This window comes from Erysipelatoclostridium sp. An15, assembly GCF_002160675.1.
GTDB classification, from domain to species: Bacteria; Bacillota_I; Bacilli_A; order Erysipelotrichales; family Coprobacillaceae; genus Thomasclavelia; species Thomasclavelia merdavium.
Genome location: NZ_NFLA01000009.1, coordinates 1 through 14,372 on the forward strand (window position 1 = coordinate 1; position 14,372 = coordinate 14,372).

Genomic DNA, 14,372 nt, shown 5'->3' on the forward strand with positions numbered 1-14,372 from the left:
GATAAGCAGGCAGTTAAAGAAAGCAATCAAATAATATTAAAAGAACTGGAGAATATAATTTATGACAATGACTAATGATGTACTGGAACAATTGAATTATTTAAAACTGAAATCAGCATCACATCAATAGAAAGAATTATCATAATGCTGTTGTAGGAGCAATGTAATGGCTCAACAAAAAGAAAGTAATGGAACATGGTCATTCTATGGAAAACTACCGAAAGATGAAAATGGAAAAAGAAAGAATTATAAACGTAGGGGATTTAAAAGTAAAAAAGCAGCAAAATTAGCGGAAGCAGAATTTTTGAAACAATATAATAATATTTTACCAACTCGTATAAAATTAAATGATTTGATTAAGGAGTATCATAAAGATGCTCCCAATCATATTAAATTATCTACTCTCAAGGCTTATAAGAGATTTGAAACATATGTTATATCACCTAGTTTTGGTAATCGTTATATTGATGATATTACAACATTAGAAATTACACGTTGGATTAATGCTATTTCACAAAATGGATATGATGGGAGAATTTATGGCGAATCATCTACACGTAATATTTTACTACACCTGTCAGGTTTATTCACATATGCTGTTGATCATGACTGGTTACAAAAGAATCCATGTCATAAAGTTAAACCACCTAAAGATCCAAATAAGATTATAAAAAGGCAATCTAGTGAAGAAAACTTTTGGGAGATAGATGAATATCACAAATTTATTAATAGCGTTGAAGATGAATATAAAAGGGATATTTATGAATTTATGTTTCTTACTGGTTTACGTATTGGTGAATTCTGTGCTTTACAATGGAAAGATGTCGATCTTATTAATAATAAATTAAGAATATCTAAATCATTAAGTGCGATTACATCACAAATAACATCACCTAAAACTTCACGTTCAAATAGAACTATTCAATTACCAGATAGACTGGTAGAAAAATTAAAAAGGCGATATATTATTGTTTCTCAACAGGATGGATTTAATGAAGACTATTATTTATATAAGGATCAAACCTATATCTCTATAGCTACACTTAGAAGATGGTTTAATGCAGATGTAAAAAAATCTGGAGTTAAAAAAATAACAGTACATGGACTAAGACATTCTCATGCAAGCTATTTATTGTCAAATCCTGTGATTTCTGAATTATTAATTGCTGATAGATTGGGGCATAGTGTAGAAATGTTACGAAGTACGTATGCACATATTTATGAAAAAAGTCGTAAGAACTTAATTGAATATATTGATAAATTATAATATAGTGTATGCCACTTGTATGCCAGTATCATAAATCTCGCTATGAGAGTCAAATAAAAAAAGCATAACAATAAACTCAATATCATTTCGTTTATAGAGATGATTATTGTTTAAGTTATGCTTTTTATTTTTATTATTTATTGGGTTAAAATAATTCAAATTATCCTGATTTTAACACTATTTATTTCTTGGTTTCATCTGAGGGAACAAGATAACTTCTTGGATAGATTCTTGACCAGTTAATAACATCACAAGTCTATCAATACCCATACCCATTCCACCTGTTGGTGGTAAACCGTATTCCAAAGCTTCTACATAATCTAAATCCATTTCATTAGCTTCGTCATTTCCAAGTTCTTTTTCTTTTAACTGATTTGCAAATCTTTCATATTGATCATCTGGGTCATTTAGTTCATTAAAAGCATTTGCATATTCATTACCACAGATAAATAATTCAAAACGTTGTGTAAAACGTGGATCTTCAGGGTTTTTTCTTGCTAATGGTGAAATTTCTACTGGATGTCCATAAACAAATGTTGGATCAACAATTGTTTCTTCTACATATTTTTCAAAGAATTCATTAATGATATGACCATATTCATAATGTGGTTCTACTTCAATACCATGTTCTTTAGCTAATTCTTTAGCTTGTTCAAAAGTCATATCTCCTGCAAAATCAATTCCTGTTTTTTCTTTTATTGCTTCTGTCATAGAAATACGTTTAAATCCAGGAGCTAAAGAAATTTTATGTCCTTTATATTCAATATCATATGTACCACAAACTTCATTAGCTGCATTAGAAATGATTCCTTCAGTTAAATCCATCATTCCTTCTAAGTCACTGAAAGCTTTATAAACTTCAATTGTTGTAAATTCTGGATTATGTGTTCTATCCATTCCCTCATTTCTAAATAAACGTCCAATTTCATAAACAGCATCCATACCACCAACAATTAATCTTTTTAAAGATAATTCAGTAGCAATACGTAAATAATAGTTCATATCTAATGTATTGTGATGAGTGATAAATGGACGAGCAGCTGCACCACCTAAAATAGGATTTAATACTGGTGTTTCTACTTCTACATATCCCTTACTATCTAAATAATGTTGAATTGAACGAATAATTTTAGGTCTTGTAAATGCGATTTTACGAGCATCTTCATTCATAATTAAATCAACATAGCGACGACGATAACGTTCTTCAACATCAGTTAAACCATGATATTTTTCTGGTAATGGGCGTAAAGCTTTTGTTAAGTGAGTATAGCTAGATACTTTAATTGAACATTCACCTGTATTAGTCATGAATACAATTCCTTTTACACCTACAATGTCTCCAATATCACCTTTTTTGATGATTTCATATACATCTTCACCAACAGTATCCTTACGGATATATAATTGGATTTGTCCATCACGATCTTGAATATGCATGAAACATACTTTACCTTTACGACGTTTAGTCATAATTCTTCCAGCAACGCTAACTTCAATAGCTAACTCTTCTAATTCTTCATGAGTTTTATCACCATATGTTTCTTTAATTTCTTTTGAATAAGCTGTTACATCAAATCTTTGACCAAATGGATCAATTCCTTTTTCTACTAATTCTTTTAACTTTTCGCGGCGAACTAATTCTTGTTCACTAAACTTTCTTTCTTCCATTTTCTCCTCCTAAAATATAAAAAGCTTCCATCCGCAAGGGACGAAAGCTATCGTGGTACCACCCTAATTCGTTAATAAGTCACCTTATTAACCTCATCAACTATCTAATAATAGTCTTGCCTGTAACGTGGCTCACGTTATCTAATCAATTTAAGTATCCTAGATACGGCTCCTAGTCTTTATTCATTGTACCATTCATTATCTCTTTCCACCAGCCGAGACTCTCTATAATTTCAAAATACAATTACTCCTCTATTCATCGCCTTTATTTATACGTTGTAATCTTAACTTATCTAATCTTGCTTGTCAATATCAATCTTTCCAATACCACCACTTTAATTTATCTGGATCAGGATTTTTGGTATTAGCATAATAAACAACCATTCGATACATATATAGCTGACAACGATCTACTTCTAAATCCCGTAACTCACATTCTTTTTGATACATCTTTTCAGGATCAGCACCTTTTAATGATTCAATTGTGTTATATCCAATTAAATTTAATGATGCTTCAGTTGCTTTACCAACATAAGGTATTTTTCTAAGTTCGCCCATATAATCACCTTCTATTTAATTGTAACATAAAAGCCACTTATAGTGGCTTTTAGTCAATAGAAATTTAAGGTTTTGGCAACTACATTAGTAGTATAACCATACATAAATTTTTTATACTCATTATTTAAATTTGTTTAAAAGCATTATCAAGATCTTCTATTAAATCACAAATGTGTTCTGTTCCAATTGATAATCTAATCGTATTTGGTTTAATTCCAGAATTCAACAATTCTTGTTCATTCATTTGTGAATGAGTTGTACTAGCAGGATGAATAACTAGCGATTTTACATCTGCGACATTGGCTAGTAAAGAAAAGATTTCTAAAGAATCAATAAACTTCTTAGCTTCTAAAGCACCACCTTTAATTTCAAAAGTAAAGATAGAACCAGCACCATTTTTAAAATAACGCTTATATAAATGATTGTATGAACTATCTTTTAATGATGGATGATTTACTTTTTCAACTAATGGATGATTATTTAAATAATCTACAATTTTTAAAGCATTTTCAACATGTCGCTCTACTCTTAGTGATAGTGTTTCTACTCCCTGTAATAACAAAAATGCATTAAATGGGGAAATAGCAGCACCAGTATCACGTAGATAAATAGCTCTTATTCTTGTAATATAGGCTTTATTGCCAGCAACCTCATCAAAAACCACATTATGATAACTAGCATCTGGTTTTGTTAATTGTGGAAATTTACCAGAAGCTCGCCAATCAAAATTACCTGAATCAACTATTATTCCACCTAAGGTCGTACCATGACCACCAATAAATTTAGTTGCTGAATGAACTACAATATCACACCCATGTTCAATTGGTCTAAATAAATATGGCGATGCAAATGTATTATCAACAATTAATGGTATTTTAAAATCATGAGCTATTTTAGCTACGGCTTCAATATCGATCAAACTAGAATTGGGATTACCTAAGGTTTCTATAAAAATTGCTTTAGTATTTTCTTTTAAAGCTTTTTTAAAATTCTCTGGATCGTCGCCATCAACAAATGTCGTAGTAATTCCATAACTAACTAAAGTGTGTGCTAATAAATTATATGAGCCCCCATAGATTTGTTTGGCGGCAACTATATGATCACCTGCCTGAGTTAAAGATATTAGAGCATAAGTTATTGCGGCAGCACCAGAAGCTACCGCTAATGCACCAACCCCTCCTTCTAAAGCAGCGATTCGATTTTCTAGTACCTCTTGAGTACTGTTAGTTAAGCGACCATAAATATTACCAGCATCACTTAAACTAAAGCGCTCTTCAGCCTGCTTACAATCTTTAAAAACATATGACGTTGTTTGATAAATCGGAACAGCCCGTGCACCTGTTGCAATGTCAGGTGTTTCTTGTCCAATATGTAATTGTTTTGTTTCAAATCTTAATTCTTTTTTATTCATTATTATATCCCCTTTTTTACTTTTCTTTTAGATTTATACAAAACAACACATTCGTCCATTTCTAAAGTTATGTCTTAACTGTTTTAACAGTTCAAAACTCATCTTCCCACCTCTATTCATACTATTTTAGTATGAATTAAGTATAGAGAATATCATTATCCTTGTCAATAAATATCGTAAAACAAAAAAAGTCTTACTAAAAGTGTAAGACTTATTTAATATGATCAATAATATGACGTGCTACAATAATACCATTAGCACCAGCTTGAGCTAATCCTCTAGTTAAACCAGCTCCATCACCAGCAACATATAAATTATCAATTTCACATTCAAAACCTTCTCTTACTTTAGGTCTTGCAGAATAGAATTTAGCTTCTACTCCATATAATAATGTATGCTCATTAGCAATTCCTGGAGTAACATTATCTAATGCTTCAATCATTTCAATAATTGATTTCATAGTATTGTATGGTAATACTAATCCTAAATCACCAGGTACTGCCTCAGCAAGTGTAGGTACTGTATACCCTTCTTTTAAACGTTTTTCAGTAGTACGGCGTCCTCTTTTAATATCACCATATCTTTGTACAATTACAGAACCATTAGATAATTTATTAGCTAAACGACTTACTTCGTGAGCAAACTCATTAGGTTCATTAAATGGTTCACTAAAAGTATGAGAAACTAATAATGCAAAGTTAGTATTTTTACTTCCTAATTTTGGATCATGATATGCATGTCCATTAGCTAACATTGTTCCACTGTGATTTTCAATAACAACATGACCAGATGGGTTTGAGCAGAATGTTCTTACTCGAGTTCCCACACTAGCATTATAAACGAATTTACCTTCATATAAATTTTCATTAATTTCGTTCATAACAATATTACTTGTTTCAACACGAACTCCAATATCTACTTGATTATTATATAATTCAATTCCATGTTGTTTTAAAACTTTTGTTAACCAGGCAGAACCATCACGACCAGGTGCTAAAACAATCTTTTTACCTTTAATTTCTTGTCCGTTTTCTAATATAATTCCAGTAGCTTGGTTATTTTCTACAACAACTTCTTTAACTGTAGTAGCAAAAGCCATATCAATATGTTTCTTTAATTCATTAGACATTTCTGTCATAATTCTTAAATTCTCTTCTGTTCCTAAATGACGAACTTTAGCACGTAATAATTTTAATCCTACTGCATATCCGCGATGTTCGATTTCTTTTACTTTATCAGTAGTTGGATCAGTAATTTCCTTAGTAGCTCCATGGTGTAAATATAAATCATCAACATAATTGATAATATCTTCAACTTCATCTGTTGAAAGGTAGTCAGTTAACCAGCCACCAAATTCACTTGTAATATTAAATTTTCCATCTGAATATGCTCCAGCACCTCCAAAACCAGAAGTAATTGAACAAGCTGGTAAGCATCCAGGTTCATTATCTTTAATTATTGGACACGCTTTAATCTTTTTTTCTTTAATTGGACAACGTCTATCCATTACGTCGCGTCCTTTATCAACTAATAACACACTTAAATCGGGCTGCTTTAAATACAATTCATAACAAGCCATAATTCCTGCCGGTCCAGCCCCAACAACTATGACATCATAACTATCTTTCATTTATAATCGCTCCATTCTAGGTTTTTTGCCAACCCAATAGATTATACAAGAAAATTCAATTATAAGCAACTATACTTTTTAATTATTAACAAAAAATATAGTAATAATCGCTTAATTGTCTAACTAACAATAAAATGATATGATATAAACAACTAACATATTAATTTGAAAGTGAGTAAAAAAATGTATGAGAATGTAATGAAGGAAGTTAAGTTTCGTAACCCTATTGTTCATTGTATTACTAATTATGTTACTGTTAATGATTGTGCTAATGCAATTCTTGCTACTGGTGGCAGCCCAATAATGGCAGATGATCCTAATGAAGTGGTTGAAATTACGACCATTAGTAATTCTTTAGTTATCAATCTTGGTACCCTTAGTGAAAATAAAATTATCGCGATGAGCAAAGCTGGTAAAATGGCCAATCACCTTAATCATCCTGTTATTTTGGATCCAGTTGGTGTAGGAGCTAGTATATTCAGAAAAGAAGCTGCTAAAAAATTATTAAGTGAAATCAATTTTGCAGTTATTCGTGGTAATATTTCAGAAATCAAAACTTTAGCTAAAAACTTTACTACCAGTAGTGCTATTGATGCTAATATTAATGATCTTGTTACTGAATCAAATTTAAAAGAAACTATTAATTTTGCTAAAATGTTTAGCCAAGAAACTGGAGCCATTATTTCAATTACTGGCGAAATTGATATTGTTGCTGATGCTAATAAAGCATTTGTAATTAAAAACGGCTGTTCAACTATGAGCAAAATAAGCGGTACTGGCTGTATGCTTTCGGCTATATTAGGTGCCTTTGTTGCTGTAGGGCAAAATGATATTTTAGAAACTACAGCCTATACTACTGCTTTAATGGGATATTGTGGAGAAATTGCTGATCAAAAAATTCGTAATCAAGACTTAGGTACGGGCAGTTTTAAAGTATATTTAATTGATGCATTAAGTACAATTACTTTTCCAAAATTAAAGGCAGGTGTAAAAATTGAACTTTACTAAAGAACAATTAAACTTATATTTAGTCACTGACAGGCATTGGTTAGCTAATCGCAACCTAGAAGATGATGTAGAAAAAGCAATTTTAGGCGGTGTTACAATGGTTCAGCTTCGTGAAAAGAACATTGATAATGAATCTTTTATCAAGCTGGCCAAAAAAGTTAAACAAGTTTGTCATAAATACAAGGTTCCTTTTATAATCAACGACAATTTAGAAGTAGCTTTAGCTGTTGATAGTGATGGAATACATATCGGTCAAGATGATTTGCCAGCTAATTTGGTTCGTCAAAAAATTGGTCCTAATAAAATCTTAGGGGTTTCTGTTCATAATCTAGATGAAGCTATTGCTGCCAAAAATGCTGGAGCAACTTATTTAGGAGCAGGAGCTATGTTTTCAACAACTACAAAAGATAATACTACTAATCTTAGCATTGAAAAGTTACAAACAATAACAACAAACATTAATATTCCAGTTGTTGCTATTGGTGGTATCAACTATGATAATTGTTTATCTTTAAAAAACTGTAATTTAGCGGGAATCGCTGTTGTATCTGCAATTATGGCAGCTACCAATATTAGTGAAGCAGCTTCAAAATTAAAAAAGAAGGCTCAGATTATTTATGATTAAAGGTTATATAGTTGATTTAGATGGTACTTTGCTTGATTCAATGTTTATTTGGAATGATATAGGAAGTCGTTATTTACTTTCTAAAAATATTATCCCCAAAAAAGATTTAGATAAGATTTTAGCACCGTTATCGATTAATCAAGCTATCAAATATATAATTAACGAATATTCTTTAAATCAAACTCCTAAACAAATCTATCAAGAAATAAATACATTACTTAAACAACGCTACTTAACTGAAGCTAAATTAAAACCAGGTGCTAAAGATTTTTTAATTAGATGTATAAAAAAACAACAGAAATTATGCTTGTTAACTGCTAATACTTTAGAAATTACTAATGCAATTTTAGACAAATATTCCTTATCAGAATTGTTTACCAAAATCATTACTAGTGAACAAACTGATTTAGATAAACAAAATGGTACAATCTATCATTTTGCAGCTAATCAGTTAAATTTAAAACCAAGTGAATGTATTGTAATTGAAGATGCTTTTCATGCAATCTTATCAGCAAAACAAGCTGGATTTACCGTTTGGGCCGTTTATGATGCAAGCGTTCAAGATAAATGGTCTCAAATCTGTACTATAAGTGATAAATATTTTAAAAATATATCTGAAATGGAGGATTAAAATGAAAAAAGTGTTAACTATTGCCGGTTCTGATTGCTCAGGCGGTGCGGGGATTCAAGCCGATTTAAAAACAATGATGGCCCACAAAGTTTATGGAATGAGTGTAATTACTGCTTTAACTGCTCAAAACACTATGGGTGTTAGTGATATTATGGATGTTACACCAGAATTTTTAGCTAAACAATTAGACTGCGTCTTTGAGGATATCTATCCTGATGCTGTTAAAATTGGTATGGTTTCTAATCCCGAGTTAATTGCAATGATTGTAGAAAAATTAAGCGAACATCACGACTTAAAAATAGTAGTTGATCCCGTAATGGTAGCAACTAGTGGTTCACGTTTACTTGCAGATAATGCATTAAAGATTTTAAAAGAAAAACTTATTCCACTAGCAACTATAATTACTCCTAATATTCCTGAAGCAACTGTGCTCACCGACATTAAAATAGTTAGTAAAGATGACATGGTAGCAGCTGCTAAGAAAATATCTGAATGGTATTCAGGATATATTTTAATAAAAGGTGGGCATTTTGAAAATCGTGCTGATGATTTACTTTATTTTCAAGAAAATATATTGTGGTTAAAAGGAGATAAAATTGATAACCCTAATACACATGGTACTGGATGTACTCTTTCATCCGCTATCGCATCAAATTTAGCACTAGGATATTGTGTTGAAGATAGCGTAACGCAGGCAAAAGATTATTTAACTGGCGCTTTAAAAGATAATTTAGATTTAGGCCATGGTAGTGGTCCTTTAAATCATTGTTGGAACATAAAATAAGAACACTATATATCTAGTGTTCTTATTCGTTATTATTCAAATTTTGCTTTAAATTATCAATTTTTTCTTGTAATCTTTCGATTTCTTTAACAATTTCGACACTATCTTCATCAATGACATTGTCTTTTAACATAATATCGTAGTAAATTTTTCCCAATTTAATAAATTGTTCATCCATATCAGCTTCAGCACTTTTTATACTTAACTTAGTTTTAGCTGTATCAGCCAATTCCGATGATTTCTCGATTGTTTTTTCTGTTAACTTTACTGCTTTCTTACTTAAATTATCAAATAAGGCCATAATAATTCCTCCTTAATATAATTATACCATCATTATCAAATAATAGACAAAATTGTAAACCAAAAACTGATCCTATAAAAATTCCCAACCATATGTCTATTTAATTCAATAAATATTATCGATTCTATTGATTAATAGATAAGCAACTAGATTGGTTATTAAAACTGTATCTCTTCATTATCAAATTCTTTTTTATTTTAAATTGCAGTAATACTATTAAACTGACTAATATTTTTATTAAGATTTGTAAATATGTTAGTCTTTTTATATAATAAATTCAAGTGAGGTGTGATTATGATAAGAAGAGCTCAAGAAAATGACATTAACGGAATTAACAATCTTTTGTATCAAGTGAATAATGTTCACGCTGATGGAAGACCAGATTTATTTAAACATGGGGGTAAAAAATATAATGATGAGCAGCTTTTAGCAATCATCAATGATAATAGTCGCCCTATTTTTGTTTATACCGATGAAAAGCAAAAAGTTTTAGGATATGCTTTTTGTATCTTTCAAAACAATTATGGTAACAAAATAACTTTATACATTGATGATTTATGTGTTGATGAAAATTATCGCGGTCAACATATTGGTACTAAACTATATGAACACGTTGTTAGCTTTGCTAAAGAACATGATTGTTATCATATTACCTTGAATGTTTGGTGTTTAAATGAATCAGCAATGAAATTTTATGAAAAATGTGGTTTAACACCATTGAAAATAATGATGGAAAAAACCTTATAAAAACTATTATAAGCAACAAAATGCTCATAATAGCTCTTTATTTAAAAAATGTACGATAATCGTACATTTTTTAAATAATTAATAATATCCATTTAATCACTACATGTTATTTTTAAATCCATAAAATATGCTTCGGTTCCAACATCCACAAAAAAACCAATTGCTCCATGTTTACCAACACCATGTTTCATATTATTAACAACCAAAACCGGCTCTTTACTATCATTTAGATAAAATTTAGCTTGTTCATTTTCGATAACAGCTTTTAAACTAATCCACTCATTTAACCCAATATCTGCCGGTCCTTCATAATCAGTAATATTTTTATTTCTAAAATAAGCAAATGTATATTTAGGATATGAAAAATACTGACAACCTCGATTTTTTCTTACTGGATCATCAATTCGACCATTAGTTGGTCTAAGATAAAATGATTCAAAAGCAGAATCATCTTCATTAATTCTAAAAGCAATACCAATAAACCCACGTGCAAAATCAGGAGCATCTTTCAAAAGACGACTTAACATTTTTACTTCAATAATTCCATTATGAAACGATAATCCTAGTAGTTTAGCATAAGTATTTTCATCAAATTCCATAATTTTTTTAGCTTTAACCACTTTTAATACTTGTTTATTATCAATATTTATCTTTTCTATTTTAGTATTTACTGGTTCAAAATTATCAATATCTAAATTTATATTATTCATAATTACACCCTTTCTTTATATTCAATTATTATTTTAAAGGCTTTTTCTTCTTTAACAAGTAGGCACTTTTTGGTAAGAAATGGCATTATTATGTTTCTATTTATAATTATTGTTTCAAATCTAGATAATAATTATAATATAAATATATATTATTTTACTACTAACATATATACCATATAGGAGAATAATTATGTTAAAAAAAGAAAATATGCCTGAATGTCCAGTAGCAACTACTGTACAATTAATTGGTAGCAAATGGAAATTACTTATTTTACGAGATTTACTAACTGGTACAAAGCGTTATAATGAACTGCGAAAATCTTTACCTGGTATTTCACAAAAGGTATTAACAGCAAGTTTAAAATCAATGGTTAATGATGGTATTGTCATTAGAACCGCTTATCCAGAAGTACCTCCTAGAGTTGAGTACAGCTTAAGCGAACTAGGCGAATCAATGCGTCCGGTTATTGTGGTAATGGAACAATGGGGTAATCAATACAAAAAATCTTTAGATTAAAAAAAGCCAGTGCTTGTTAATTACTTACACTGGCTTATAACTTTTTATTTGTAGTTATTACTTAATCTTTATCCTCGACAGTTTCAGGTTCATATCCATCATGAATTTTTATAATTCTTTTACCTATTTTTTCTGCAGAAATCCGAACATCTTTAAATAATTTTTGTACTCTAATAATTGCTTGATCAACATTATCTAAACGCTCTGTCAATCTAGTAACATCTTCATACATTGCTACAATATCTTTTTCCAAAGTTTTAATATGTTTGCTACGATTAAAATCTTTAGTAACATTAATCAATGTAAAAACAACCCCAATTAATGTTGTTGGACATGTAATTAAGACATGCTTACTATGAGCGTATTGAATTAAGTTAGCACAATTACCACATATATACATATAAATAGCTTCACTAGGAATAAACATTACTGCATTTTCAACTGTTTGAACACTAATATATTTTTTAGAAATATCGTTTATGTGTTTTTTTATATCCTGTCTAAATGCTGCTTCGTATTTTAACCGTTCCCCTTCTAATACATCTTCATCAATAAATTTTTGATAATTTTCTAATGGAAACTTAGAATCAATAATCATTATCTTATCTGTACCTGGTAAATGTAAAGCAACATCTCCAATATATCCATTTTTAAGTTTGTACTGTGTTTCAAATATTTCCTGGTTATCTCCGGCGTAAACACTTAATAAATTATTTAATTGGTATTCACCCCAATTACCACGAGATTTTTTGTTTATCATAATATCATTAATATCATTAATTCGATTAGCAATATCTGCTACTTTTTGAAAAGACAGTGATGATTCTTTCAATAAACTTTGAACACTTTCGTTTACATTTTTTAATCGTTCTCCAAAACGTTCATCATTTCCTAAACTTTTTTGATTTTGTTGATTTAAAAGTTTAATGGTTTCGTTTTGAGAATTAAGAATTGTTGTAATTTGATTAATTGTATCATCTTTTTGTGTTAACATTAATTGCTGTTGCTGCATTTTTTGTGTTGTCTTTGTTAATTGATAGAACATAATAATTACTAAGATTAAAATTATTATGATTCCAATTAGTATTAGTAATTCATTCATCTTATTATCTCCTTTATCAATATATAAAACTTGCTATATAAGTTTTAATTAATAAAAACACTATCAAAAGTATAAGTTATATTAATACAAATGTCTAGAAAAGGAGATCCTTGTCTCGAAATCAAAAAAATGTAAGATTATCAAAAATATCAATCTACAAACGATATTCTACATTAGTTATCAAAATATATTTATTTTGCAATAAATCATTTTTTATCAATAGAATTTTTAAAAGTTAATAGGATAACATCACTATGCTACTTGAGTTTTGAAGATATAATAGTATAATTTTTATTTAGAAGATATCAAAAAATATATAAAAATTTAGGTTATTATAAGACAAATCATATAACTAAAAATAATTCTAAAGAAGGGGAAATTATTATGAAAAGAAAAATTAATTTACTATTTATAAGTACTTTATTACTAACTTTTATGATAAGCGGTTGTAGTTCTAAGGGCTCTAATAATAACAATATTGAACCAACTAAAGATACTAGCGATACAACATCTTCAGAAACACCATCAACAGATACAATAACCAATGAGTCAAAAGATGACTATCAATATGTCGATGTTTCTTCAATAACATCTGAAGCACCAAATGAAATTGAAACAATTATTAATCAAATTAATGAAACATATAGCTTAAATTTACAATTTATCACAGATTCTTCTCGTGGAAATGATTTAATATATGTTTATCAAGATGAAGCTGCTCAAGATAAACAAAATATTGGAAATGCAATTGCGTTTTTTATCGATAGTCAAAATGGTAGGTATTCTAAAGTAGAAATAGAATCTGAAGAAGTAGAAATTTTATTAGATGTATCAAATTTGATTGCAAAAAAAATAGGATATACTACATATGATATCGATGAATTAACTCAGATTTTTAATGATTCTTCTAAGTCAGGAGATATTACAGAGTTTATCGGAGCTAACGGTTATGGATATTCTTATGAAAAAGCTACTAAGTTTAACCGTCCAGCTATAGATTTTAAAATTTTAGAATAATATATTTACATTCTAAAATAGTATTTTTTTAATAATGTAAGATAGAGTGATAAATTATCATATGAAAAATACAATATTTAAAATATAGGATGGTTGATTTTATATTGACTATCCTTTTTCGTTAAAATGGATAAAATCAATTTAAAAAATGCCCATATGTTTATATTTATTAATAGCAATAATTAAACTCAATTCTTCAACAGTTATCTTTTTGTTATTACCATATACTAAAGAAAACCATGATTGTAAGGCAATATTGTACTTGCCACAAAATTATTTTATAGCTTCTAACAGTAAACTTATCTTTTTTACTTTATTTGTCTTTTAGTAATTATAATTAACCACAATAAATGATAACCTAATTAGCATATTTTCACATGGTACTATTAGTAATAT

15 protein-coding genes and 1 other annotated feature are annotated in these 14,372 nt (G+C 29.2%); of the genes, 8 read left to right on the forward strand and 7 right to left on the reverse strand.

Going from position 1 to position 14,372, the window contains the following annotated elements; all coding sequences use genetic code 11:
* The first annotated feature begins 166 nt into the window (after positions 1-166).
* Positions 167-1,267 (forward strand): tyrosine-type recombinase/integrase, encoded by a 1,101-nt coding sequence (locus B5E92_RS04605; RefSeq protein WP_087299665.1) that lies wholly within the window; start codon positions 167-169, stop codon positions 1,265-1,267.
* Between the two features lie 177 nt (positions 1,268-1,444).
* Here the strand turns inward: B5E92_RS04605 and lysS are convergent, their stop codons facing one another.
* From lysS to B5E92_RS04625, 4 genes are all read right to left on the reverse strand, one after another.
* Positions 1,445-2,935: a lysine--tRNA ligase gene (gene lysS, locus B5E92_RS04610; protein ID WP_087299667.1), complete on the reverse strand. Its 1,491-nt coding sequence runs from the start codon at positions 2,933-2,935 to the stop codon at positions 1,445-1,447.
* 33 nt (positions 2,936-2,968) lie between these two features.
* Positions 2,969-3,204, reverse strand: a binding site (T-box leader).
* Positions 3,205-3,247: 43 nt separating this feature from the next.
* On the reverse strand, positions 3,248-3,493 hold the full coding sequence (locus B5E92_RS04615; protein ID WP_087299669.1) for a helix-hairpin-helix domain-containing protein: 246 nt from the start codon (positions 3,491-3,493) through the stop codon (positions 3,248-3,250).
* 124 nt (positions 3,494-3,617) lie between these two features.
* Positions 3,618-4,904 carry an O-acetylhomoserine aminocarboxypropyltransferase/cysteine synthase family protein gene (locus tag B5E92_RS04620; RefSeq protein WP_087299671.1) on the reverse strand — a complete coding sequence of 429 codons (1,287 nt, stop codon included), beginning with the start codon at positions 4,902-4,904 and terminating at the stop codon, positions 3,618-3,620.
* A 211-nt stretch (positions 4,905-5,115) separates the two neighbouring features.
* Positions 5,116-6,534 carry an NAD(P)/FAD-dependent oxidoreductase gene (locus B5E92_RS04625; protein ID WP_087299673.1) on the reverse strand — a complete coding sequence of 473 codons (1,419 nt, stop codon included), beginning with the start codon at positions 6,532-6,534 and terminating at the stop codon, positions 5,116-5,118.
* A gap of 198 nt (positions 6,535-6,732) precedes the next feature.
* On the opposite strand from B5E92_RS04625, the gene thiM reads away from it, so the two are divergent.
* From thiM to thiD, 4 genes are read left to right on the forward strand one after another with little or no spacing between them, the layout of a single operon-like run.
* Positions 6,733-7,542: a hydroxyethylthiazole kinase gene (gene thiM / locus B5E92_RS04630; RefSeq protein ID WP_239406400.1), complete on the forward strand. Its 810-nt coding sequence runs from the start codon at positions 6,733-6,735 to the stop codon at positions 7,540-7,542.
* On the forward strand, positions 7,529-8,167 hold the full coding sequence (thiE, locus tag B5E92_RS04635) for a thiamine phosphate synthase (RefSeq protein WP_087299676.1): 639 nt from the start codon (positions 7,529-7,531) through the stop codon (positions 8,165-8,167). Before thiM ends, thiE begins: the two co-directional genes overlap by 14 nt.
* Positions 8,160-8,798 carry an HAD family phosphatase gene (locus tag B5E92_RS04640; protein ID WP_087299678.1) on the forward strand — a complete coding sequence of 213 codons (639 nt, stop codon included), beginning with the start codon at positions 8,160-8,162 and terminating at the stop codon, positions 8,796-8,798. Before thiE ends, B5E92_RS04640 begins: the two co-directional genes overlap by 8 nt.
* 1 nt (position 8,799) lies before the next feature.
* Positions 8,800-9,582, forward strand: a complete 783-nt coding sequence (gene thiD / locus B5E92_RS04645; RefSeq protein ID WP_087299680.1) for a bifunctional hydroxymethylpyrimidine kinase/phosphomethylpyrimidine kinase — start codon at positions 8,800-8,802, stop codon at positions 9,580-9,582.
* Positions 9,583-9,604: 22 nt separating this feature from the next.
* Here thiD and B5E92_RS04650 read toward each other — a convergent pair whose 3' ends face one another.
* A complete protein-coding gene (locus tag B5E92_RS04650; protein ID WP_087299682.1) occupies positions 9,605-9,883 on the reverse strand; it encodes a hypothetical protein in 279 nt (92 codons plus the stop codon).
* A gap of 294 nt (positions 9,884-10,177) precedes the next feature.
* Between B5E92_RS04650 and B5E92_RS04655 the strand changes: the two genes are divergently transcribed.
* Positions 10,178-10,630 (forward strand): N-acetyltransferase, encoded by a 453-nt coding sequence (locus B5E92_RS04655; protein WP_239406401.1) that lies wholly within the window; start codon positions 10,178-10,180, stop codon positions 10,628-10,630.
* Between the two features lie 92 nt (positions 10,631-10,722).
* On the opposite strand, the gene B5E92_RS04660 is transcribed toward B5E92_RS04655, so the two are convergent.
* Positions 10,723-11,340 (reverse strand): hypothetical protein, encoded by a 618-nt coding sequence (locus B5E92_RS04660; RefSeq protein WP_087299684.1) that lies wholly within the window; start codon positions 11,338-11,340, stop codon positions 10,723-10,725.
* 190 nt (positions 11,341-11,530) lie between these two features.
* Here B5E92_RS04660 and B5E92_RS04665 point away from each other — a divergent pair, with 190 nt between their 5' ends.
* Complete coding sequence (locus B5E92_RS04665) at positions 11,531-11,857, forward strand: helix-turn-helix domain-containing protein (RefSeq protein ID WP_087299686.1); 327 nt, start codon at positions 11,531-11,533, stop codon at positions 11,855-11,857.
* A 61-nt stretch (positions 11,858-11,918) separates the two neighbouring features.
* Here B5E92_RS04665 and B5E92_RS04670 read toward each other — a convergent pair whose 3' ends face one another.
* Entirely contained in the window at positions 11,919-12,959 is a 1,041-nt protein-coding gene (locus B5E92_RS04670; RefSeq protein ID WP_087299688.1) for a DNA recombination protein RmuC, read from the reverse strand.
* A gap of 384 nt (positions 12,960-13,343) precedes the next feature.
* Between B5E92_RS04670 and B5E92_RS04675 the strand changes: the two genes are divergently transcribed.
* Entirely contained in the window at positions 13,344-13,976 is a 633-nt protein-coding gene (locus tag B5E92_RS04675) for a hypothetical protein (protein WP_087299690.1), read from the forward strand.
* Positions 13,977-14,372: the final 396 nt, after the last annotated feature.